The sequence below is a fragment of the Stutzerimonas sp. CXK-1 genome (assembly GCF_057738225.1).
In genome coordinates, this window is record NZ_CM173217.1 from 3335958 (window position 1) to 3357356 (window position 21399).

At 66.2% G+C, this 21399-nt stretch carries 19 protein-coding genes; 3 read left to right on the forward strand and 16 right to left on the reverse strand.

All coding sequences use genetic code 11. The features are described from left to right. Positions 1–4: 4 nt before the first annotated feature. From AC0KXH_RS15895 to AC0KXH_RS15965, 15 genes are all read right to left on the reverse strand, one after another. Positions 5–1144, reverse strand: a complete 1140-nt coding sequence (locus tag AC0KXH_RS15895; RefSeq protein WP_041107709.1) for an HPP family protein — start codon at positions 1142–1144, stop codon at positions 5–7. A gap of 99 nt (positions 1145–1243) precedes the next feature. Continuing rightward, positions 1244–2686, reverse strand: a complete 1443-nt coding sequence (gene ccoN, locus AC0KXH_RS15900; protein ID WP_488223681.1) for a cytochrome-c oxidase, cbb3-type subunit I — start codon at positions 2684–2686, stop codon at positions 1244–1246. Positions 2687–2911: 225 nt separating this feature from the next. Then, positions 2912–4048 (reverse strand): methyl-accepting chemotaxis protein, encoded by a 1137-nt coding sequence (locus AC0KXH_RS15905; protein ID WP_312380512.1) that lies wholly within the window; start codon positions 4046–4048, stop codon positions 2912–2914. A gap of 9 nt (positions 4049–4057) precedes the next feature. Then, entirely contained in the window at positions 4058–4801 is a 744-nt protein-coding gene (locus AC0KXH_RS15910) for an SDR family NAD(P)-dependent oxidoreductase (protein WP_041107714.1), read from the reverse strand. 91 nt (positions 4802–4892) lie between these two features. Next, positions 4893–6083: an NnrS family protein gene (locus AC0KXH_RS15915; RefSeq protein ID WP_041107716.1), complete on the reverse strand. Its 1191-nt coding sequence runs from the start codon at positions 6081–6083 to the stop codon at positions 4893–4895. Positions 6084–6348: 265 nt separating this feature from the next. Beyond that, positions 6349–6534 (reverse strand): twin-arginine translocase TatA/TatE family subunit, encoded by a 186-nt coding sequence (gene tatA / locus AC0KXH_RS15920; RefSeq protein WP_224110301.1) that lies wholly within the window; start codon positions 6532–6534, stop codon positions 6349–6351. A 26-nt stretch (positions 6535–6560) separates the two neighbouring features. Continuing rightward, a complete protein-coding gene (locus tag AC0KXH_RS15925) occupies positions 6561–7154 on the reverse strand; it encodes a nitrous oxide reductase accessory protein NosL (RefSeq protein ID WP_313306202.1) in 594 nt (197 codons plus the stop codon). 15 nt (positions 7155–7169) lie between these two features. Continuing rightward, entirely contained in the window at positions 7170–7997 is an 828-nt protein-coding gene (locus AC0KXH_RS15930) for an ABC transporter permease (protein WP_061337339.1), read from the reverse strand. After that, positions 7994–8920 carry an ABC transporter ATP-binding protein gene (locus AC0KXH_RS15935; RefSeq protein ID WP_237145498.1) on the reverse strand — a complete coding sequence of 309 codons (927 nt, stop codon included), beginning with the start codon at positions 8918–8920 and terminating at the stop codon, positions 7994–7996. The genes AC0KXH_RS15930 and AC0KXH_RS15935 overlap by 4 nt, the downstream gene beginning before the upstream one ends. Then, positions 8917–10218 (reverse strand): nitrous oxide reductase family maturation protein NosD, encoded by a 1302-nt coding sequence (locus tag AC0KXH_RS15940; protein ID WP_488223682.1) that lies wholly within the window; start codon positions 10216–10218, stop codon positions 8917–8919. Before AC0KXH_RS15940 ends, AC0KXH_RS15935 begins: the two co-directional genes overlap by 4 nt. 97 nt (positions 10219–10315) lie before the next feature. Continuing rightward, entirely contained in the window at positions 10316–12226 is a 1911-nt protein-coding gene (nosZ, locus tag AC0KXH_RS15945) for a TAT-dependent nitrous-oxide reductase (RefSeq protein ID WP_061337338.1), read from the reverse strand. A 71-nt stretch (positions 12227–12297) separates the two neighbouring features. Continuing rightward, complete coding sequence (nosR, locus tag AC0KXH_RS15950; RefSeq protein ID WP_165562775.1) at positions 12298–14472, reverse strand: transcriptional regulator NosR; 2175 nt, start codon at positions 14470–14472, stop codon at positions 12298–12300. A 220-nt stretch (positions 14473–14692) separates the two neighbouring features. Continuing rightward, the gene (locus AC0KXH_RS15955; RefSeq protein ID WP_041107728.1) at positions 14693–15940 is read right to left on the reverse strand and encodes an acyl-CoA dehydrogenase family protein; all 1248 of its coding nucleotides are present in this window, start codon (positions 15938–15940) and stop codon (positions 14693–14695) included. 162 nt (positions 15941–16102) lie between these two features. After that, positions 16103–16543: a CopD family copper resistance protein gene (locus tag AC0KXH_RS15960; RefSeq protein ID WP_061337337.1), complete on the reverse strand. Its 441-nt coding sequence runs from the start codon at positions 16541–16543 to the stop codon at positions 16103–16105. 84 nt (positions 16544–16627) lie between these two features. Next, on the reverse strand, positions 16628–16978 hold the full coding sequence (locus AC0KXH_RS15965) for a hypothetical protein (protein WP_488223683.1): 351 nt from the start codon (positions 16976–16978) through the stop codon (positions 16628–16630). A gap of 187 nt (positions 16979–17165) precedes the next feature. Between AC0KXH_RS15965 and AC0KXH_RS15970 the strand changes: the two genes are divergently transcribed. Continuing rightward, positions 17166–17561, forward strand: a complete 396-nt coding sequence (locus AC0KXH_RS15970; protein WP_043221925.1) for a DUF488 domain-containing protein — start codon at positions 17166–17168, stop codon at positions 17559–17561. Between the two features lie 38 nt (positions 17562–17599). Here AC0KXH_RS15970 and AC0KXH_RS15975 read toward each other — a convergent pair whose 3' ends face one another. Beyond that, positions 17600–18595 (reverse strand): TRAP transporter substrate-binding protein, encoded by a 996-nt coding sequence (locus tag AC0KXH_RS15975; protein WP_052813460.1) that lies wholly within the window; start codon positions 18593–18595, stop codon positions 17600–17602. Positions 18596–18935: 340 nt separating this feature from the next. Between AC0KXH_RS15975 and AC0KXH_RS15980 the strand changes: the two genes are divergently transcribed. Together AC0KXH_RS15980 and AC0KXH_RS15985 are read left to right on the forward strand one after the other, a co-directional pair. Then, entirely contained in the window at positions 18936–19883 is a 948-nt protein-coding gene (locus AC0KXH_RS15980) for an NAD(P)/FAD-dependent oxidoreductase (protein ID WP_488223684.1), read from the forward strand. Positions 19884–19946: 63 nt separating this feature from the next. Continuing rightward, the gene (locus tag AC0KXH_RS15985) at positions 19947–21323 is read left to right on the forward strand and encodes an L-serine ammonia-lyase (protein WP_061339918.1); all 1377 of its coding nucleotides are present in this window, start codon (positions 19947–19949) and stop codon (positions 21321–21323) included. The last annotated feature ends 76 nt before the right edge of the window (positions 21324–21399 follow it).

Genomic DNA, 21399 nt, shown 5'->3' on the forward strand with positions numbered 1-21399 from the left:
CGACTCAGTCCGGAAGCTGCTTGAGCCAGTTTCGGTACAGCGCGGCGATCAGATCGGTCTGGGTGATCATGCCCACCAGGCGCTGCTGTTCATCGACCACCGGCAGGCAGTGCAGGCCGCGGTCGGACAGCAGGTAGACCAGCTCGACCATGTGCGTGTCCATGGTTACCGAAACCACCGGCGAACTCATGATGGCGCGCAGCTTGGTGCCGCGCAGGAAGTTCAGCTGGCCGAAGCTCAAACGCCCCGGGCGCGGGTGGAAGTGCTTGAGCAGGTCGATCTGGGTGACGATGCCGACCAGGCGGTGATCGTCGCCCTCGACCACCGGCAACGAACGCAGGCGATGTTGCTGCAAGGTCTGCCAGGCCGATTCGATAAAGGTGTCCGGGGTATGCCAGTAGATATCGCGCGACATCACGTGCGCGGCGGTGACCTCGCCCATGCTGCGGCGCAACGCGTGCTTCTCGGTCTGCTTGATCAGCCGGGCGAGGTCGTCACGGGTGATGTCGACGTACTCGCCGAATTCGGCCAGCGCCCGGTCGACGTCATCCTGGACGAAGCTCATCCGCTCGCCCGGTCGCGGATCGCGGGTGTGGTGCTCGTTTTCGCGCGGCAGGCGCGCCTTGGGGTAGGGATTGCCCGTGAGGTTGTTGAACAGCAGCGCGAAGGTCACTAGCAGCAGCGAGTTGAACATCACCGGCCCGAGCAGGCCGAAGTGCAGCTGGTGCAGGTCGGGGCTGCCCACCGCGGCCACCAGCGCCAGCGCGATGCTCGGCGGGTGCAGGCAGCGCAGCGAGAACAGGCACAGCAGCGTTGCCGCGCCGGCCAGCGTCGCGGCGAGCACGCTGGGCAGGCCACTGAGCCCCAGGGAGACGCCGATCAGTGCGGCGAACAGATTGCCACCGATGACTGACCAGGGCTGGGCGAAGGGGCTCGACGAGGCGACGAATACCAGCACGGCGGAGGCGCCAACCGGCGCGATCACTTGTAGCGCCAGCCCGGTGCCGACCAGCCAGCGGTCACTGAGAAACACCAGCGGCATGACGAAGGCGATGCCGATGGCGGCGCGCAGCCACAGTCGGGGAGCCGCATTCAGCGGCGCGGGCACGAAGGATTTGAACCAGTCGATCAGGTTGTCTTGCATGGAAGCTCTTGTCAGACGAAGCACCGGCTATCGGAGCGTAGCCGGGTAAAAAAGGTCCGTCCCTGGACCATCAGGAGCTACAAGGGTAGCGAGGGGAAATCAAGCAGTCACAGCGGTCAGCTCTGCATCGGGGGCCGAGGCGCGCGGCGCATGGCGCACCGTCAGCCAGGTGTTGAGCGCCATCAGCAGCATGCCGGAGGCGAACAGGCCGCCGCCGATCATGCGCACCACATAGCCCGGGTGGCTGGCCTCGAGCGCCTCGACGAAGGAATAGGTCAGCGTGCCGTCCTCGTTGATTGCTCGCCACATCAGGCCCTGGGTGATGCCGTTGACCCACATCGAGGCGATGTACAGCACGGTGCCGATGGTCGCCAGCCAGAAGTGCGCATTGATCAACCGCACGCTGTACATCCGCTCGGCGCCCCACAGGCGCGGCACCAGGTGGTACAGCGAGCCGATCGAGATCATCGCCACCCAGCCCAGCGCACCGGCATGCACGTGGCCGATGGTCCAGTCGGTGTAGTGCGACAGCGCATTGACCGTCTTGATCGCCATCATCGGGCCTTCGAAGGTCGACATGCCGTAGAACGCCAGCGAGACCACCAGAAAGCGCAGGATCGGGTCGGTGCGCAATTTATGCCAGGCGCCGGAGAGGGTCATCATGCCGTTGATCATGCCGCCCCAGGACGGCGCCAGCAGGATGATCGACATCACCATGCCCAGGCTCTGCGCCCACTCCGGCAGCGCGGTGTAGTGCAGATGGTGCGGGCCGGCCCAGATGTAGATCGAGATGATCGCCCAGAAGTGCACGATCGACAGCCGGTACGAGTAGATCGGCCGCTCGGCCTGCTTCGGCACGAAGTAATACATCATGCCGAGAAAGCCCACCGAGAGGATGAAGCCGACCACGCTGTGCCCGTACCACCACTGGACCATCGCGTCGGTGGCGCCGGAATACACCGAGTAGCTCTTGAGCAGCGACACCGGCAATTGCACGTGATTGACCACGTGCACCATGCCCGTGACGATGATGAAGGCGCCGAAGAACCAGTTGCCGACGTAGATGTGGCGCATCCGTCGGCGCGCCACGGTGGCAAAGAACAGGTAGCCGTAGAGCAGCCAGACAAAGGTCACCCACAGCGCGATCGGCCACTCCATTTCGGCGTATTCCTTGGACGTGGTGTAGCCCAGCACGTAGCTGATCGGCATGGCCACGCAGGCGGCTTGCCAGCCCCAGAACACCACCGCGGCCAACTGGTCGGAGACCAGTCGCACCTGACTGGTCCGCTGCACGATGTAGAACGACGAGGCGAACAGCGCGCCGCCGCCAAAGGCGAAGATCACCAGGTTGGTATGGATCGGGCGCAGCCGACCGAAGCTGGTCCACGGCAGGCCGAAATTGAGCTGCGGCCAGACCAGCTGGGCCGCGATGAAGACGCCCAGGCCCATGCCGAGCACGCCCCAGACGAGGGTCATCAGGGTGAACTGGCGCACGACGCGGTAGTTGTAGTCAGGTTCGAGAGTGCTCTGCGGTTCGCTCATAGCTATCGCAAGCGGATGCGGCGCGGGCGGCGATCCGCGTGGCCTCGTCACAAGGCCCGGGCGGTAACGACTGACCGGCACGCACTCACTCGCCGTTCCTCTGTGGAAGTCGGTTCATGAACAAGCGCGACCGGGTGTCGCGCCTTGATGCGGTGGCCATTGTCAGCCGAGCGATTTACTTTTATCTAACGAATGTTATTGCTCCTTGTAAGCAATATTATTGAATCAAGCATCGAGCAACTGTCGTTCGCCCCGCTCTGCCCCGCTCTCGGGAGCCTGCTCCAGTCTATCGAGCAGGCCGTTGACGATGCGCATCACCTGAAGATTGGCGTCTTCCATGCGCTCCAGGCTCTGCAACGCGAGGGCTAGCTCACCCTGGCCGAACGCAGTGATCGCCGCCTGGCCCTGAGCGTGCACGGCGGTGTGCGGTCGCTCGATCTGGGCGAAGCCATCGAACAGCTTGAGCTGGCGGTCGGCGTCGCCGTAGTACCAGCGGCCGAAGCGGCAATCGCGCTCGCTCGGCAGCTCCGGCGGCTGCTCGCCGTTGCCGAGCAGGTGGTTATAGACCACGAACTTGAGCGACAACTCGTCAAGGTTGGCCAGTTCGACGCCGGCGCGCAGGGCCGAGGTCTCGCTGCTACGGCGCATCGCCCCGGCCAGCTCGCGCAGCCGTTCCATCGCCTGCACCGCTTCCTCGGCGGTGTGGTTGAAGCCCTGCGCGCTCTCGCCCTGCAAGCGGATGTGCGTATGCACGCTGCGGATTTCTTCCTGTACCTCGCCGATCTTGCGCACGATGTCGTCGGTGGCCAGCGCGGTCTTTTCCGCCAGGCTGCGGATCTCGCTGGCGACCACGGCAAAGCCGCGCCCGGCACTGCCGGCGCGCGCGGCCTCAATTGCGGCATTCAGCGCGAGCAGGTTGGTCTGGCTGGCGATGCCGCTGATCAGGTCGACGATGCCGTTGATCTCGCGCGAACACTCGGCCAGCGACTGTACCTTCTGCGAGGCCTGATCGAGGCCGTCCTCCATCCGCTGCGCCTCGCCACGCAAGGCACCGAACTGCTGCCGGCTGGCCAGCGCCGCCTCGGCCACCTGCCCGGCGCGGTCCTGGCTGTGCGCCAGCTGCGCAGCGAGGTATTCGAAGGAATCGCCAAGGCTCGACACCGAGCTACCGAAGCGCACCAGATTGGCCGCCACGCCGCGGTGATGAGCGAGCTGCTGCCGCTGCGCCTCGATCACCCGGTGCGCGTCATCCAGCTCCTGCTCCAGCGCCTCGATGCGCGCCTGGCGCGCCTCATCGCGTGCAAGCCGCTCGCGGGTCTCGTGCTCCAGGCGCTGTGCCATCTGCTTGCTCTTGAACCACATGCTGCCCCCTCAGGCCAGGGTATAGCCGTTGTCCACCACCCAGTCCTGCCCGTAGACACCGCGCGCTCCCTGCGACAGCTGAAACAGAATGACGTTGGCGACCGCCGCGGCCTCGAGAAAATGCCCCGGCAGCAGCCGCTTGCTCACCGTGTCGGCGACCTGCTCGAGTTGCTCGTCGGCCAGCCCCAGCGTGCCCCAGATGGCGGTTGCGGTTGGCCCGGGCGAAACCATGTTGATGCGCACCTCGAGCGGCGCGAACTCCACCGCCAGGGTGCGCGTTTGCGCGGCGAGCGCCGCTTTGGTGCCGATGTAGGCCGCCAGCCCGGGAAAGCTCGCACGGGTTAGAAAGGTGCCGATGAACACCACCGAGGCCGGCTTGGCCAGTTCGCTGCGCAGCGCAGCCAGGGTGTTCAGCGCGCCTGCGCCGTTGACCGCCCATTGCCGCTCGAACGCACTCGCGTCCAGGCTATCGGCCAGCTCGGCAATACCGGCATTCGGCACCAGGAAATCCACCGGCCCCATCGCCGCGGCACGCCGGCACAGGGCCGTCAGGTCCTCAGCCGACGTCACATCGCCGGACAACCAGCACAACCGCTCGCCGTAGGTTTCCATCAGCGGCCCGAGGCCACCCTGCGAACGCGACATCGCCAGCACTCGCGCGCCACGCTGCAGCAGCGCCGCGCACAGCGCCAGGCCGATACCCGAACTGGCGCCCGTCACCACGGCCAGACGATCGAGGAACTCGCTTTTCATCTCTTTCTCCGTTGCTCGGCACGCCGAGTCTCAGGCGCCGGGCTCGAGCCAGGCGCAGCGTTGGGAACTTGGAAGGAAACTGTCGCCCGGCTCAGCCGGGATGACCGTCGACCCGCGCGCTGAGCAGCATCGGCGCGTAACGCAGGGCGTAGACGAGAAAGGCCAGCGACCAGCAGGCCGCCGCCAGCCAGAGGCCGGCCACCGGCCATTGCGCGGCGAGGAACACGCGAGCCGCAACGCCCAGGTTGAACAGCACGAAGGCGGGCACCATGCCGGTCGGCACCTGTAGCGGGCGGCCGGTGTGGCCCAGGGTCACCCGCGCGATCATCGCCAGGATCAGCCCGCTCATGGCGCCGACGGTCAGCGCGTGCAGCGAAGGGCTCGACTGCGCCAGCAGACCGAAGTGCCAGAGCGCCAGGCCGAAGCAGGCCACCACCAGCCAGAGCATCGACAGATGCAGCGACCAGAGCAGCGGCACGCGCCAGATGCCCTTGTCGTACCAGCGGCCGAGACGCAGCAGGTGGCCGGCGCCGAGCAGAAGCAACAGCACGCCTACCAGCGGCTGCGCCTGCAGGGCGATGCCCAGGGCATGCAGCAGGGCGATCAACGCGCTGCCTGCCAGCAGGGCCACATCGAGCCAGACCCAGGGCTTGATCGCTTCGACCCAGCCGAGACCGCGCTGGGTGAAGAACGGAATCACTCGCCCGCCGATCAGCCCCATCAAGGCCGCGACCAGCCACAGGCCGGCCAGCACACCCTGGCGCTGCAGGGCATCGTCGGCACGCGCCATGCCGGTCAGTACCAGCGCATCGGCAGCGATCATCAGCGTGAGCACCGCCAGCACCGGGTAGTTGCGCTTCTGTCGCACGGCCCAGAGCATGCGCCCCATCAGCACCGCGACGGCGAAGAGAAAGGCCAGATCGAGCGGAATCAGCAGCGCCAGCGGCAGGCCGAACAACCAGCCCAGGCGCGCCGACAGCCAGAGCAGCGCCAGGCCCATCAGCGGCTTGCCGGAGGGCGCCACCTGGCCGGTCCAGGTTTGCACCGCGGTCAGCAGAAAGCCGGCGACGATGGCCATGGCAAAGCCGAACAGCATCTCGTGACGGTGCCAGGCCAGCCAGCCACCGGTGGGCTGGAAGCCCGGCCACAGACCGGTCCAGGCCATCACCCAGAGCGGCACGACCAGCAGCGCGAACACCGCGCCGGCGAGAAAGAACGGGCGAAAGGCGAGGCGCCAGACGGGCGGGATACTGAGGGCTTTTCGCCGGTCGACAACTTGCACTGCAGGCCTCCTGAAAACGTTCTGCCGCCGGACGACGGCTTGCGACGGCTCGGCGGGGCGTGCCTCCAAAGACGGAGGCGATGGCTACTTTCTACCGCTTCACTACCCCGATCAGACTTGATTGCAATCAGCTTTTCCCGGAGACGGCGAAAAAGTGACGGTTGGCCCCCTGCAAGCCGCTTTCCCGGCCACCCGAGCGGGCCGCGCCCGGCCTAGCGGCAAAAAAAACGGGCCATGAAGGCCCGTTTCCTTGCGCGGTTGCGCATCACTTGACCTCGTGACGCACCGACTCCTGCGCGGCGGGCGTGCTGTCGCCCTCGCTGACCGACTTGCGAAAGCCACTGATCGCACTGCCCAGGTCCGACCCCAGGCCGCGCAGGCGCTTGGTGCCGAACAGCATGACGACGATCAGAAGAATGATCAGAAGCTGCCAGATGCTGATACCCATCATTTGCTACCTCGTTGCGTTGACTGCGGTCAGTGACCGGCGTGTTCGTTGTGGCCCATCGACGCCGCCGCGTGCTCGCCGTGCGCGCCCTCATGCATCGCGCCCTCATGTGCCGCGCCATACTGCATGGCCGCCGCCTGCTGGAGCAAGGCCTGGTCGATCTCCTCGAAGCGCAGCACGCGCCCGCCGTGTTCGGCGGCCAGCTTCTGCGCGGCGCCCTCCTCGGCGAAGCTGGCGAGCACCGCACCCATCGCGCCCTTGAGCGGCGTTCCGATCACATAGTAGGCGCTGGTTGCGTCAATCAGATGGCTGTCGTCCGGTTGTTCCCAGACACTGCGCCCCATGTCGTGCACGTAGAGCTTCATGTCGCGCCCGCGGTTTTCCGGCTGTAGCCACCAGCCGAGCATCTCGGCGGCCGAACAGAACTTCTTCACTCCGCCCGCCGTCACCGCCTCGCCCTTGGGCCCGGGAAAGTCGCTGATGACCATGCCGCAGACGTGGCATTCGTCACCGTCGTGAAAGGCTACCGGATCGAGACTTGCAGCCGGCTGCTGCGACTCGCCGCAGGCAGCCAGCCCCAGCGCCAGCAGCAGAACCAGGCCGAATTGCTGAAAGGTTTTCATAGTTCCCCCAAGGAATCAGGCCATGCGCCGACGGAACACGGCGAAGGCAACGAGCAGTGAAACGGCGACCCACAGCAGCAGGCAGAGCCAGAGCATGGCGCCGGGTAGTGGCAGGTCGGCCCCCAGGGACAGCACGCCCATGGCGCTGCTGCCTTCGAAGCCGGACAGGTTGATCAGCCGGTACACGTCGGCCGGGTTGAGCAGCAGCAGCCAGGGCAGCAGCTCGGGGCTGAACTTGCCCTCGCTGAGCACCAGCAGGGCCAGCAGCAGCAGATCGAACACCAGCACGAAGAGAAACCACACGCCCAGCGCCAGGCCGGCCGCGCTGGACTTTTCGTTGACCTTGCTGCTCAGGACGTAGGCCAGCGCGAGAAACACCCAGCCGAGCAGCGTCGAGGACAGCATGAAGCGACCGAATGCCCAGGCGAGCATGCCGAGCTCGATGTCCTCGACCAGCAGGGCGATCGCCAGCGCCGCACAGCCAAAGCCGATGAGCACCGCCAGGGCCAGGATCAGGCCGTGGCCGACGAATTTGCCGAGCAGGATCTGCCCACGCCCCAGCGGATAGGTCAGCAGCAGCATCAGCGTACCGCCCTCGTCTTCGCCGACGATCGCGTCATAGGCCAGCAGCAGCGCGATCAGTGGCATCAGAAAAGTCGCCAGGCTCGCCAGACTGGCGATCGTCGCCGGGATCGAGGTGAAGCCGAGTTGCCCGGACGCGGCGGCGCCGAGCCAGGCGATGCCAACGGCGAGCGCGGCGAACAGCAGGCTGATCGCCAGCAACCAGCGGTTGCGTAGGCCGTCGCTGAGCTCCTTGCGTGCGATGTTCCAGACCTGGTTCATGCCCTGCCCTCCTCGGCGCGCACGTCGCCGGCGCGCTCCATGTAGTAGCGGTAGAGGTCCTCGAGCGACGGCTGGTGGATCTCGATATCGTCCGGCTCGCTCTCGCCGAGCAGCTGGCGCAGCAGCACCAGCTTGTGGCCGTTGCAGGCCACCACCTCCAGGCTCGTTTCATTCAGCGAGCGGGCGCTGTGGCCTTCCTCCTGCCAGCGGCTGAGCCAGCGGTCGCGCTGGTCCAGGCCGCTGGCGCGGATGCGCACCGGCAGGCCGGCCTCGGCACGCAGCTGCGCCAGGCTGCCGACCGCCTGCAGGCGGCCCTTGGCGAGGATCGCCGCACGGTTGATGTGCGCCTCGACGCCTGGCAGCACATGGGAGCAGAGGATGATGCTGGTACCGCGCTGGCGCAGGGTGTCGATCAGCCGGTAGAGATCGCCGGTGGCGATCGGGTCGAGGCCGACGGTGGGCTCGTCGAGCAGCAGCAGGCGTGGCTCGCCGAGCAGCGCCTGGGCCAGGCCGAGGCGCTGGCGCATGCCCTTGGAATAGGTCTTGACGCGGCGATCGGCCGCGTGGGTCAGGCCGACCTGTTCGAGCAGTTCGTCGACCTGGCCGAGCGCCGCGCCCTTGAGCCGGGCGAAATGGCGCAGCGTCTCGCGGCCGCTGAGCTGCGGGTAGAAGGTGACGTTCTCCGGCAGGTAGCCGAGCTGGCGGCGCACCTGCGGATCGGCCGGGGCGCGGCCAAGCACACGGACCTCGCCGAGGCTTGGCGCAAGCAGGCCGAGGATCAGCTTCATGCTGGTGGTCTTGCCCGCGCCATTGTGGCCGAACAGGCCCAGCACCTCGCCTTCACCGAGGCTCAGATGCAGATCGTGCAATACGGTCATGCTGCCGTAACGCTGGCTGACGCCCTGGATTTCAACGGCGCTCATGACTGGGGTTCCTGTTTCAAGAGGTTTTGCGTCGGCAGGGCCATCAGCGGATGGCTGTCCTGCACGCCGGGCGAGCGAATCACCGGAAAGGCGCGCTGCACCCAGCGCAGCAGTTCGATGCTGGGGCTGTTCATCAGCAGACGCACCTGCGGGTACATCCACAGCAGCCGGTCGACGTTGTCGTTCGGCTCGTAGGGCACGTCGCCCAGGCCGTCGTCGTTGCGGTCCCAGCCCAGGTAGTCGCTCCAGTAGTTGCCGCGCCCGTCCTGCGACCATTCCTGGGTGCGGGTGGCGACGTACTTGACCTGCTGCTGGTTGCCGACGAAGGCATTGCCGGCGATGCGGTTGTCCTCCGAGCCGGCGGTCAGGTGGATGCCCAGCGCGCTCTTCTCGAAGTGGTTGTTCTCGATGGTGTTGAACAGCGAGTTGTAGATGAACAGCGCCTTGCCCTCGCCCCCGGAAATCATGCTGTCACCGCCGGTGTCGCCGGACTGCACTTCGCTGACGAAGTTGTCGCGAATGGTCGAGTAGGTGATGTAGTTCATCAGCATGCCGTAGTTCTGGTCATGCTCGGAGCGGTTGCCGACGACGGTGAGCTTGCGGCTCTGCATCAGCGCATAGCCGGTACGCGTGCGGCGGGTGACGTTGCCGATCACGCTGTTGTCGTTGGCGAACATGTAGTGCACGCCGTACCGCAGGTCCTCCAGCACGTTGCCTTCCAGGCGGTTGCCGTTGGAGGTGTCGATGTAGATGCCGTCACGGGTCTGCTGCACATGGTTGCCGACGACGCGCGCACCGGTCACCGCGTACAGGTGGATGCCGTTGCCGCGGTCCTGCGAGCGCACGCTGGGGTCGCCCTCGATACGGTTGCCGAGCACGCTGACATCGGCCGTGCCGTCGAGCCAGATACCGAAGCCGGCTCCTTCGAGGTGGTTGTCGCGCAGGATGGCGCCGCGTCCGCTGCGCTCGACGAAGATCGCCGAGTTCATCGCGGTAAGGTCGCGGCCCCAGTTACGAATGTTGCAGCCTTCGACAGTGACCTGCGCGGCGGCAATGGTCAGGGCATTGCCCTGGCCCCCGGCATCGAGCACGGCGCCCGGCGCACAGCGCAGCTTGAGCGGCTGGTCGATGCGGAACTGGCCCAGGTGCTCGCCAGCCGGCAGCAGCCAGTGGTTGTCGCCCAGCGCTTCGAGCGGCAGCGACGTCAGGGGCTGCGCCGCCTGGGCGCCGCCACCGAGAAAGAGAAGCGCAACAAGCGCCAGGAGGTGGAATCTGCCGTTGGTCCGAGATACGAGCACTGCAGTTACCTTGTTCGGCTTTCGGGCTTTTCCGGTGCGGCGGCGCCACTGGCGCCGCCTCGGTCGAGTCGCCCCGGCCTGAGCCGGGGCGATCGGGTTACGCGGGCTCGACCATCATGCGGCCGACCATTTCCATGTGCAGGGCATGGCAGAACCAGCTGCAGTAGTACCAGTGCAGGCCGGGCTTGTCTGCCACGAAGGTGATGGAAGAGGTCTGCTGCGGGCTGATCTCCATGCTCACACCGTGGTTGACCATGACGAAGCCGTGGGACACGTCTTCGATCTGGTCGATGTTGGTGATGGTCACGGTGACTTCGTCGCCCTGCTTGACGGTGAACTCGTTGATGCCGTAGGTCGGCGCCATCGAGGTCATGTACACGCGGACCTTGTTGCCGTCGCGGATGACCTTATTGTCAGCGGTCAGGTTGATGCCATCCTTCTCGGCGCGCTTGACGGTCTCGGCGAAGAACGGATCGTTGCGATCCCAGATCTTCTTGGTCTTGATCTGGTCACGACGGGCCATGATGCAGTCATGCGGCTCGGCGAAGGTCGGGCCGTCATGCATCAGCTTCATCTCGTCACCGGAGATGTCGATCAGCTGGTCGTTCTCCGGGTGCAGCGGGCCGGTCGGCAGGAAGCGGTCCTTGGAGAACTTCGACAGCACCACGACCCACTTGCCGTCCGCTTCGCGCGTTTCGCACAGCGAGGCGTGGTTGTGCCCCGGCTGGTAGTGCACGTCGAGCTTCTGGCGGATGTAGTTGACCTTCTCGCCCTTGTAGGCGCGGATGGCGTCTTCGATGTTCCACTTGCACAGCTGGCTGTCGATGAACAGCGTGGTGTAGCCGTTGCCACGGCCGTCGAAGGTGGTGTGCAGCGGGCCGAGACCCAACTCCGGCTCGGCGACCACGGCGTCGCGCGGGTCCTTCAGCTTGCCGTCGAACAGGTCGGGCAGCTTGTCGATGGCGATCACGGTGCAGGTCGGCGACAGCTTGCCGTTGGCGATGAAGTACTTGCCGTCCGGCGAGGTGTTGCAGCCGTGGGGGTTCTTCGGCACCGGGATGTAGCGGGTGAATTCGCTGTCCTTGCCGTCCTTCTTGCGGCCATCGAGCACCGGCACCTTGGAGTCGCCGAGGGTGATGAACTTGCCGGCCTTGACCGCTTTCTCAGCCGCGTGGATGTCGAACACCACGACCCAGTCGCGCTCGTTGCGCATCATGCCGCCGAGGTCGTAGGCCTTTTCCGAGTTGTAGCAGGTCGACGCGGCGAAGCGGCCGGTGTAGTCGGCGTCGGTGTTGTCCAGGTTGCCATCGACGATGATCTGGAAGGCCATCTCCATCTTTTCGGCGTCGATGACGTTGTACATCGTGTAGCTGTTTTCGTCCTGCAGGTCGAAGACCTTGCCGTCGTTCGGATGCGGGATGACGAACTCGGCGTTGGCGAACACGTACTTGGTGTGCGGCACCTTCTGCAGGCGCAGGCCGTGGATGGCCTGGCAGTTCGGGACGGTCAGGATCTTGTCGCACTTCATGATATCCAGGCGGATACGCGCGACGCGGGTGTTGGCCTTGTCGTTGATGAACAGGTACTTGCCGTCGTACTTGCCGTCGGTCATTGAGATGTGCGGGTGGTGGCAGTCGCCGTTCTTGTACTTGGCGCTTTCGCCGAGCACCGCCTTGCTCTCGTTGGTCAGGCCCCAGCCGGTCGCCGAGTCGACGTTGAACACCGGAATACGCATGATCTCGCGCATCGAAGGGATGCCCAGCACCCGCACTTCGCCCTGGTGGCCGCCGCTCCAGAAACCGTAGTACTCGTCCAGTTCGCCCGGGCCGACTTCGATCTTGGAGCGTGCTTCCTTGGCGGCGGCGGCAAAGGATTCACGCGTCATCACCGCGCCACCGAAGGCCGTCGCAGCCACGGCCGCACCGGTCATCGCGGAGGCGCCGAGGAAGCTGCGGCGACTTAGGCCGCCCTTTTCCAGGGTCTCTGGATTCTTGCTCTTGTCACTCATGGGGTGTTGCTCCTTTTGACTCACAAACACAGGGGTGTGTTGGTTGCGAGCGACTCGCCGGCGGCGGGCACTCAGGGTTCAACGACTTCAACGACGGGAATCAGGTTGGCGTCGGCCGGGGCCGGCTTCTCGCGCTTCTTGCGCTTGTTCTTGTTCACCAGCGGCGGGCACTTGTGCTCGTTGTGGTAGGTCATCTGGCAATCGAGGCAGTAGTGGCACTCGTTGGCATTGATGTGGCCGTCCGGGTGGATCGCCTGGATCTCGCATTCCTTGGCGCACAGCTGGCAGGGGCTGCCGCACTCCTTGCGACGCTTGAGCCAGTCGAACAGGCGCAGCTTGGTCGGGATCGCCAGCGCCGCGCCGAGCGGGCAGACGTAGCGGCAGTAAACCTTGCGGGTGAAGATGTTGATGACCAGGAGGAACACCGCGTAGAGGACGAACCACCACTGGCGGTCGAACTTGAGCATGATCGCGGTCTTGAACGGCTCAACCTCGGCGGCCTTCTCGGCCATCATCATCGACTCCAGCGAGATGCCGAACAGCACCAGCAGGATGATGTACTTGATCGCCCAGAGCCGCTCGTGGACCGCGAAGGGCAGCTCGTACTGCGGGATCTTCAGCTTGCGCGCGGCCTCGTTGATCAGCTCCTGCAGCGCGCCGAAGGGGCACAGCCAGCCGCAGAACACGCCGCGCCCCCAGAGCAGGATGCTCGCCGCGGTAAAGGTCCAGAGGATGAAGATCACCGGATCGGAGAGGAACAGCTCCCAGCGGAAGTCCTGGAACAGGGCATGGACGAAGGTCAGCACGTTGACCACCGACAGCTGCCCCAGCGCGTACCAGCCGATGAACACCACGGTGAAGATCAGGTAGCCGCGGCGCAGCCAGTGCAGGAAGTTGGGGTGCTGGGTGAACTTGTCCTGCAGGAACAGGATGACCGTCAGCAGGCCCAGGGCGGCGACGATCACGCCGATCTGGAAGCTCTTCTGGTACCAGATGTTGACCCACATCGGCCGGTTGGCCTCTTCGATCGCGGCCAGCTCCTCGGCCGTCGGCTGCGGCCGCTCGATGTAGGCTTCGGGCATCTGGTAAGGCAGCTCGAAGCTGGTGAACACCCCGGCCACCGGGCCGGTCTGGCGGCGTACCAGCAACTCCAGCGACCAGGGCGAGCCCGGGTCGAAGGCGACGTGCTCGCGGATGATGAAGATCGCCATCTCGCGGAACTCGGGCATGCCTTCGGCATAGACGTCCGACAGGCGGATATAGTCCAGATCGCGGAAGCTGATGATGTTGCCGAACTGGCGCAGCTGCACCCGATCGAAGATGCCGCCGCGCACATAGCCCGAGCCCTTGAACGAGTAGTCGCCGCTGCCGAGCACGGCGATCGCGTGTTCACCCGGCTTGAGCGTGCTCATCAGGTCGGCGTACTGCGCCTCGCCAAGCAGGTTGCGGCCGATGGTCGGCGGGTTGAGTTCGGTGGCGTACAGGTCGATGAAGGTCTCGCCCTTCTCGTCCGGCTCGGCCTCGTCGATGCCTTCGGCTTCGGTGCCCTTGAAGGCCTCGTCGATCTGGCCGTAGGTCAGCAGCAGGCGGCGAATCGCGCCGTTGCCGGTCAGCTCGGCCCAGCTGGCCGGCTGGTACACGTCGGCGCGAACGGTCGCCGGTTTGCTGCGGCCGCCGGCGGCGGGCTCGACCAGCTTGAGCGAGGCGGCCACCTCGTGGGCGGCGCGCATGACGATCTCGTTGACCACCATGACGGTCACGGTGGCGCCGGTCACGGCATCGATGGTCACTGCGTTGCTGTCGCTGGAATGCCCGACCACCACGCGCTGGTCGGCCTTCACGCCCTGGTACTTGGCAGTGAAGTCGTGCAGCTTCTGCTCGGGAATGCCGATCAGCAGGATCGGCTCGTGGTGCTCGAGCACGTAGGCATCCTTGATCGTGCCTTGCGGATCGAGCAGCACCTGGAGGTTGATCGGCTTGCCGGAGTAGGCCGGGATGTCGACGACGTTGATCGTCTGGAAGGCGTAGCCGAGGATTTCGTCACCCTTGCGCAGGGTTCGCACCTGGTATTCGCCCTCGGGTTCGGAGACCTCGGCCTGCGGAAAGACCTGCTCGATGCGCTGGCGCTCGACTTCGTACTCGCGTGCCTGGAGGCCGAAGCTGCACATCATCAGCGCGAGGAGGACCACCAGGCCGTTCCCCCACGCTCGCAGGGCGCCGCGGGCGGAAAAACGATGGGCTTTCATGCTGTTACCTACTGCACTACGGGATGTGCCCCGCATGGTAGGTGAGGGGCTCTCGTTCCCCCCTTGATTGCAATCAAGCTCGGTCCCAGCGGTCTGATTCCATTGCGCCATGTCAACGAAACTCCTCGGCAGATGACTCTACCGAGGCAAGCCTAGACCAAAAGAGTGACGTTATCGGGACCGCGCGGCGGCGCGTGAACCGCTGCGCAGAAAGGCCGGCTCAGTGGCGCCCGGGCGTGAGGTAGGCGGCGGTGGCGCCGCGCCGGTCCTCGCTGGCCTTGAGCTCCAGCTTGGCGATGCTGCGCAGATGCACCTGATCCGGACCGTCGGCGAAGCGCAGAGCGCGGCCGCCGGTCCACATGTCGGCCAGGGGCGTATCCGGGGTCAGGCCCATCGCGCCGTAGACCTGCATGGCCCGGTCGACCACACGGGTATGCATGCGTGGCACCAGCGCCTTGATCATGGCGATCTCCTTGCGCGCGGCCTTGGCGCCGACCTCGTCGATCATCCAGGCGGTCTTGAGCACCAGCAGGCGCGCCTGCTCGATCTCGATGCGCGACTCGGCGATCCAGTCGCCGATGTTCGAGTACTGCTGCAGGTACTTGCCGAACGCCTTGCGCTCCTGGGCGCGCTCGACCATCAATTCCAGCGCCAGCTCGGCCATGCCGATCGAGCGCATGCAGTGGTGGATGCGCCCCGGGCCGAGCCGCGCCTGGGCCATCATGAAGCCATCGCCCTCGCGGCCGAGCAGGTTGCCCGCCGGCACCCGCACGTTGCGCAGCAGCAGTTCGCTGTGGCCTTCCGGGGCGATGTGGCTCATCACCGGGATGTTGCGCACCAGCTCGACGCCGGGCGTATCGAAGGGCACCAGGATCATGCTCTGCTGACGATGCGTCTCGCCATCCGGGTCGGTCTTGCCCATCACGATCAGGAGCTTGCAGTTGGGATGCGAGGCGTTGGTGATGAACCATTTGCGGCCGTTGATCACGTAGCTGTCGCCGTCGCGGCGGATCAGCGTCTGGATGTTGGTCGCGTCAGAGGACGGCACGTCCGGTTCGGTCATCGCGAAGGCCGAGCGGATCCGCCCCTCGAGCAGCGGCTTGAGCCAGCGTTCGCGCTGCTCGTCGCTGGCGAACAGGTGCAGCAGCTCCATGTTGCCAGTGTCCGGCGCATTGCAGTTGAACACCTCCGAGGCCCAAGGCACCCGCCCCATGATCTCGGCCAGCGGCGCGTACTCCAGGTTGCTCAGCCCGGTGCCCGGCTCGTCGGCGTGCAGCGAGGGCAGGAACAGGTTCCACAGCCCCTCCTCGCGTGCCAGCGCCTTGAGGTCTTCCATGAACGACACGGGGTAGTGGCCGGCATCGACCTCGGCGTGCCAGGCACCGATGCGCGGCACGATGTACTGATCCATGAAGGCGAGCAGCTGCTGGCGCAACGCTTGAACGCGGGGGCTGTAGGCAAAATCCATCGGTGAGGCTCCGGAGACGGGACGATGCCGTCACCTTAGCCGCCCGCGGCACCGACGCAACGAGGCTGCAGCGGCTGAATCGCCGCCGATCACCGTTGCGAAAGCCGCTTCGCCCTTGACCGAGGTCATCACGCCCTGGCGCAGGCCTGCTATGTGCGCAACCTACCAGTGCAGGTAGAACATCGCCTTGGCGAGAACGACGATGCCGATCATCTGCGCCAGGATCGCCCAGTGCAGTGCCCGGTAACGCTCGGGTGTCATGCCGCCGCGGCGCAGCAGCACGGCGACCAGGCCGAAGCTCAGAAACACCCCGACGGCGAGCAGGATCTTCAGCCACAGCAGCGTGGCGAAACTGCTTGCCAGTGGCGCCGCCAGCGCCTGGCGATGGTGCCAGGCCAGGGCGATGCCGGCGCCGTAGACGAACAGCACCACCCAGTGCAGCACCACCCGCGAACGCGCGCCGACAGCCCGATCCAGCGCCGGGACGCTGTCGGCCGCCAGTTCGCGCTTGGCCCGCGCGAGGATCACCACCTCGAAGAACAGCGTGCCGATGAAGCAGATCGCCGCCAGCAGATGCACCACATGCAGCAGGGGATAACTCATCAGGGACTCCTCGAAGGCCGTTCAGGGGGCGGATCATCCCGCAAGCTGCCGCGCAGGCAAAGCCCGGCAGGCACAGCGGGCAGCTCAGGGATTCATCGCGGTGATGTGTGCACCGTCACGACGAATGCGCTGGCCGACCAGGAAGCCGCCATCGGAACTGCGGATGCGGTCGATGCTGCCGTCGTCCCGGCGCACCACGTAGAGCGTCTGCTCCAGGCCGCTGCCCTGCTGCACGCCCTGCCCGGCCAGGTAGCCCAGCCCACCGCCGACCAGCGCGCCGATCGGCCCGGCGACCGCACCGAGCATGAAGCCGCTGAGCCCGCCAAAACCGCCGCCGACCATGTTGTCCGCATGCACTTCGAGAACCTCGTCGGCACGCGCCGCGCCGGTCAGCAGAATCATCGAACCCACTACCGCTGCAATCGCCTTTTTCATTTCATGCTCCTAGAGTTGGTGACATTGCGCAGTAGAACAGTCATGAATCGTGCCGCCTTTTATAGGCTTGTTTATCAATGAGTTAAGCATTTAGTGGTCAATAGGACCTCACGCTTACGGGTTTTTATAACCCGCCAAAATGGTTCAAACGACCACTGTCAAGATTACCCAGCACAGGAGCCTGCCGATGATTCGATGCCGCCGCGCGTACGACCCACCGACCCCAGCCGACGGCCAACGTGTACTGGTCGACCGCCTCTGGCCACGCAACTGCCGCAAGGAAAGCCTGAAGCTGGACGAGTGGCGGCGCGAGGTCGCACCTTCGACGGCGCTGCGCCAGGCATTCAAGACCGGTGCGTTGAGCTTTGACGAGTTTCGCCAGCGCTATCGCAGCGAACTCGCGGCGCATCCGGAGCATTGGTGGGCGCTGCTGGAGCCGGCGGAAACGGGCGTGCTGACGCTGGTCTATGCGGCACGCGACGAGCAGTTGAACAACGCGCAGGTGCTGGCCGAATGGCTGGAAGAGGCGCTCGAGCGCCGCGACGCACCCAGCTCGCCGACCTGCCTGGCTGGCAAGTCGTAGAGCGCGCCGGGTAACCCGAGCGTTTGCAGCGAAGGGATTCAGCGACGGTTGACGATCTGCGCGGCGCGAATCACATCGGCACCGATCTCGGCCTCGTAGGCCTGCCACAGCGGCAGCATCTTCTCGCGCCAGGCCTGGCGCTCGGCATCGCTGAGGCTGATCAGCTTGCTGCTGCCGCTGGCCAGGATGCGCTCGCGGTCGCGCTGGTTGAGCGCCTCGGCTTCGCGATTCACCATCTGCGTGACCTCCAAAATGATGCCCTCCAGCTCGGAGCGTACGGCGAAGGGCACACTGCGCCAGAACTCGGAATTGGTCACCAGCATGTAGGCCAAGACGCCATGGTTGCTCTCGGTGATATAGGGCTGGACCTTGTGCATGTTCTGGCTGGCGATGTTCGACCAGGGGTTCTCCGCGCCCTGCACCGTGCCGCTCTGCAGGGCCTTGAACACCTCGGCGAAGGGCAACCGCACCGGCTTGGCGCCGACGGCTTCGAACTGCGCCTCGAGCACCTTCGACGGCTGTACGCGGAAGGCCAGCCCGGCGGCATCGCCCGGCAGGTGCAGCGGCTTGGTCGCCGAGAGTTGCTTGAGGCCGTTGTTCCAGTAGGCCAGCCCGTAGATGCCGTGCGATGCCATCGAACGCAGCAGTTCACGGCTCTTCTCGCGCTTCTGGAAACGGTCCACCGCCGCCTGGTCGTCGAACATGAACGGCAGGTCGAACACCTGCAGCTGCTTGGTGTACTTGTCGAACTTCGACAGCGAGGGCGCCAGCATCTGCACCTTGTTATCGAGCAGCGCCTGCATCTCGTCGGCGTCGCCGACCAGACTGGAGTTGGGATAGACCTCGACCTTTACCTGGCCGGGCAAGCGCTCGTGCACCAGCTTCTGGAACAGCAGCGCGCCCTTGCCCTTGGGCGTATCGTCGGCCACCACATGGGCGAACTTGATGACGATCGGCTGCCCCTCGGCCGCCATGGCCGGGCCGGCCAGAAGAGTGAATGCAGCGATGGCTGCCGTGACGCAGGACTTGAACATGTGGCCCCCGAGACAAAAAAAGCGGTTGCGCGCCTCGTGAGCACGCGTCGCATCGATGGTTTGGAAAGTGGGCTGCAGCGCCGAAGCGGGCACCCCTGACGGCGTGACGGCTCCAGGCAGCCGTGGCTGCCGGCCGGTCTTGTTGGAATGGTGTCGCGCCGCGGCAGGCAGGCCGGCGCGCGAGCGCGGAATTCTTGGTGATCGCCCGGCAAAGGACAACGCTCGAAGGACGAACCAGCTCTCATTTCCGACAGTTTCACTTGGTCATGCCGGTCGAACTTCACCCGCGCGGCGGGCTTCTACTGTTGCAGCCTTCAAGCCACCACCCCGGGACTTCGCCATGAACCTGCCAGATCACCCCGGCCAGCGCGCCGACGTCGACTGCCTGATCGTCGGCGGCGGCCCAGCCGGCCTCACCGCCGCGCTCTATCTCGCGCGTTTCCGCCGCTCGTGCCGGGTCGTCGATGCCGGCTGCAGCCGCGCGGCGCTGATTCCCCGCTCGCACAACTACCCCGGCTTTCCGCCGGGCATCTCCGGCCGCGAGCTGCTGGCCCGCCTGCGCGAGCAGGCGCAGGGCTACGGCGCGCAGCTGCAGGACGGCCGGGTCGACTCGCTCGAGCGCCACGCACTGGGCTTTCGTGTCGGCTTCGCCGGGCAAAGCTGCATCGCCCGCCGGGTGATCCTGGCCACCGGCATCGAGGACACCCTGCCGGAGATGCCCGATGCCCAGGCGGCGATTGCCCGCGGGGCGCTGCGCCTGTGTGCGATCTGCGACGGTTACGAGGTCGACGGCCATGACGTGGCGGTGTACGGCGACGCCGAATGCGCGATCGGCCACGCGGCGTTCCTGCGCACCTTCAGCGACCGCGTCACGGTGATCGCCCCGGGCGGCGACCGCGCGGCCCGCGACGCTGCGCTGGCGCTGGCGAACCACCACGACATCCACCTGCTGTTCGATGGCATCGAGCGGCTGCAACCCCGCGACGGCGGCATCGAGGTCACCACGCTGGCCGGCCAGGTGCATCGCTTCGACATTCTCTACCCCTGCCTCGGTGCGCGTTTTCGCTCCGACCTCGCGCTGGGGATCGGCGTCGCCTGCGATGACAGCGGCGCAGTGCTGGTCGACGCCCATCAGCAGACCTCCGTGCCCGGCCTCTATGCGCTGGGCGACGTGGTGCCCGGGCTCAAACAGATGAGCGTCGCGGTCGGCCAAGCCGCACAGGGTGCAACCGCCGTGCACAACAGCCTCGAGGCCAACCCCTGGGGCGGCAGCGCGGCCAGCCGATGACCGCCCTCCCTCGGCCGCGCCGAACCGGCTAGGCTCAAGACAACCTCTCGGCGGACATAGCTCATGGCCCTCAGCGTCTTCGACCTGTTCAAGATCGGCATCGGCCCGTCCAGCTCGCACACCGTGGGGCCGATGCGCGCTGCGCTGCGCTTCGCCGAACGGTTGCGCGACGATGGCCTGCTCGATAGCGTCGCCGCGCTGCGCGTCGAGCTGTACGGCTCGCTCGGCGCCACCGGCAAAGGCCACGGCAGCGACAAGGCGGTGCTGCTCGGCCTGGAAGGCGAGCGGCCGGAGAGCGTCGACACCACGGCGGTGGAGGCGCGCCTGGCGACCCTGCGCGAGCAGCGCCGCCTGCGCCTGCTCGGCCAGCGGAGCATCGATTTCGATCCGCGTGACGGCCTGGCCTTCATCCGCCGCCCGCTGCCCTTTCACCCCAACGGCATGATCTTTCGCGCCTTCGATCAGGCCGGCCTGCAGCTGACCAGCCGCGAGTACTACTCGGTCGGCGGCGGCTTCGTCCTCGACCAGAGCGCGGCCGAAGGCGGGCGCATCGTCGAGGACGACACCCCGCTGCCCTACCCCTTCCGCAGCGCCGGCGAACTGCTCGCCCTGTGCCAGCAGCACGCGCTGTCGATCAGCCAGCTGATGCTCGCCAACGAAGGCGCCTGGCGCCCCGAGGCCGAGACGCGCCAGGGCCTGCTGCACATCTGGCAGGTGATGCAGGACTGCGTCGCCGCGGGCTGCCGCAACGAAGGCGTGATGCCGGGCGGGCTGAAGGTGGCGCGCCGTGCCGCCGCCCTCAACCGCCAGTTGCGCGAACACCCGGAAGCCAACCTGCGCGACGCGCTGAACGTGCTCGACTGGGTAGACCTCTATGCGCTGGCGGTCAACGAGGAAAACGCCAGCGGCGGTCGCGTCGTCACCGCCCCGACCAATGGCGCGGCCGGCATCGTCCCGGCGCTGCTGCACTACTACTGGCGCTTCGTGCCCGGTGCCAGCGAGGACGGCGTGGTGCGCTTCCTGCTCACCGCCGCGGCGATCGGCATCCTCTACAAGGAGAACGCCTCGATCTCCGGCGCCGAAGTCGGCTGCCAGGGTGAGGTCGGCGTGGCCTGCTCGATGGCCGCCGGCGCGCTGTGCGAGGTGCTCGGCGGTACGCCGCAACAGGTCGAGAACGCCGCCGAGATCGGCATGGAACACAATCTCGGGCTGACCTGCGATCCGGTCGGCGGCCTGGTGCAGGTGCCGTGCATCGAGCGCAACGCGATGGGGGCGGTCAAGGCGCTCAATGCGGCGCGCATGGCCCTGCGTGGCGATGGCCGACACTTCGTCTCGCTGGACAAGGTGATCCGCACGATGCGCCAGACCGGCGCCGATATGAAGAGCAAGTACAAGGAGACCGCCCGCGGCGGCCTGGCGGTGAACATCATCGAGTGCTGAGCGCCGCGATGCGATGAACGGCACCCATCAGCCCAGCGGCGCAGCGGTCCCTACAGTAGGGATGATCCGAAGGGAG

What these genes read in the sequence shown, in the direction of transcription:
- AC0KXH_RS15895 (WP_041107709.1), bottom strand. Translation starts at nt 1,144, where the DNA reads ATGCAAGACAACCTGATCGACTGGTTCAAATCCTTCGTGCCCGCGCCG.
- ccoN (WP_488223681.1), bottom strand. Translation starts at nt 2,686, where the DNA reads ATGAGCGAACCGCAGAGCACTCTCGAACCTGACTACAACTACCGCGTC.
- AC0KXH_RS15905 (WP_312380512.1), bottom strand. Translation starts at nt 4,048, where the DNA reads ATGTGGTTCAAGAGCAAGCAGATGGCACAGCGCCTGGAGCACGAGACC.
- AC0KXH_RS15910 (WP_041107714.1), bottom strand. Translation starts at nt 4,801, where the DNA reads ATGAAAAGCGAGTTCCTCGATCGTCTGGCCGTGGTGACGGGCGCCAGT.
- tatA (WP_224110301.1), bottom strand. Translation starts at nt 6,534, where the DNA reads ATGATGGGTATCAGCATCTGGCAGCTTCTGATCATTCTTCTGATCGTC.
- AC0KXH_RS15925 (WP_313306202.1), bottom strand. Translation starts at nt 7,154, where the DNA reads ATGAAAACCTTTCAGCAATTCGGCCTGGTTCTGCTGCTGGCGCTGGGG.
- AC0KXH_RS15930 (WP_061337339.1), bottom strand. Translation starts at nt 7,997, where the DNA reads ATGAACCAGGTCTGGAACATCGCACGCAAGGAGCTCAGCGACGGCCTA.
- AC0KXH_RS15935 (WP_237145498.1), bottom strand. Translation starts at nt 8,920, where the DNA reads ATGAGCGCCGTTGAAATCCAGGGCGTCAGCCAGCGTTACGGCAGCATG.
- nosZ (WP_061337338.1), bottom strand. Translation starts at nt 12,226, where the DNA reads ATGAGTGACAAGAGCAAGAATCCAGAGACCCTGGAAAAGGGCGGCCTA.
- nosR (WP_165562775.1), bottom strand. Translation starts at nt 14,472, where the DNA reads ATGAAAGCCCATCGTTTTTCCGCCCGCGGCGCCCTGCGAGCGTGGGGG.
- AC0KXH_RS15955 (WP_041107728.1), bottom strand. Translation starts at nt 15,940, where the DNA reads ATGGATTTTGCCTACAGCCCCCGCGTTCAAGCGTTGCGCCAGCAGCTG.
- AC0KXH_RS15960 (WP_061337337.1), bottom strand. Translation starts at nt 16,543, where the DNA reads ATGAGTTATCCCCTGCTGCATGTGGTGCATCTGCTGGCGGCGATCTGC.
- AC0KXH_RS15965 (WP_488223683.1), bottom strand. Translation starts at nt 16,978, where the DNA reads ATGAAAAAGGCGATTGCAGCGGTAGTGGGTTCGATGATTCTGCTGACC.
- AC0KXH_RS15970 (WP_043221925.1), top strand. Translation starts at nt 17,166, where the DNA reads ATGATTCGATGCCGCCGCGCGTACGACCCACCGACCCCAGCCGACGGC.
- AC0KXH_RS15975 (WP_052813460.1), bottom strand. Translation starts at nt 18,595, where the DNA reads ATGTTCAAGTCCTGCGTCACGGCAGCCATCGCTGCATTCACTCTTCTG.
- AC0KXH_RS15980 (WP_488223684.1), top strand. Translation starts at nt 18,936, where the DNA reads ATGAACCTGCCAGATCACCCCGGCCAGCGCGCCGACGTCGACTGCCTG.
- AC0KXH_RS15985 (WP_061339918.1), top strand. Translation starts at nt 19,947, where the DNA reads ATGGCCCTCAGCGTCTTCGACCTGTTCAAGATCGGCATCGGCCCGTCC.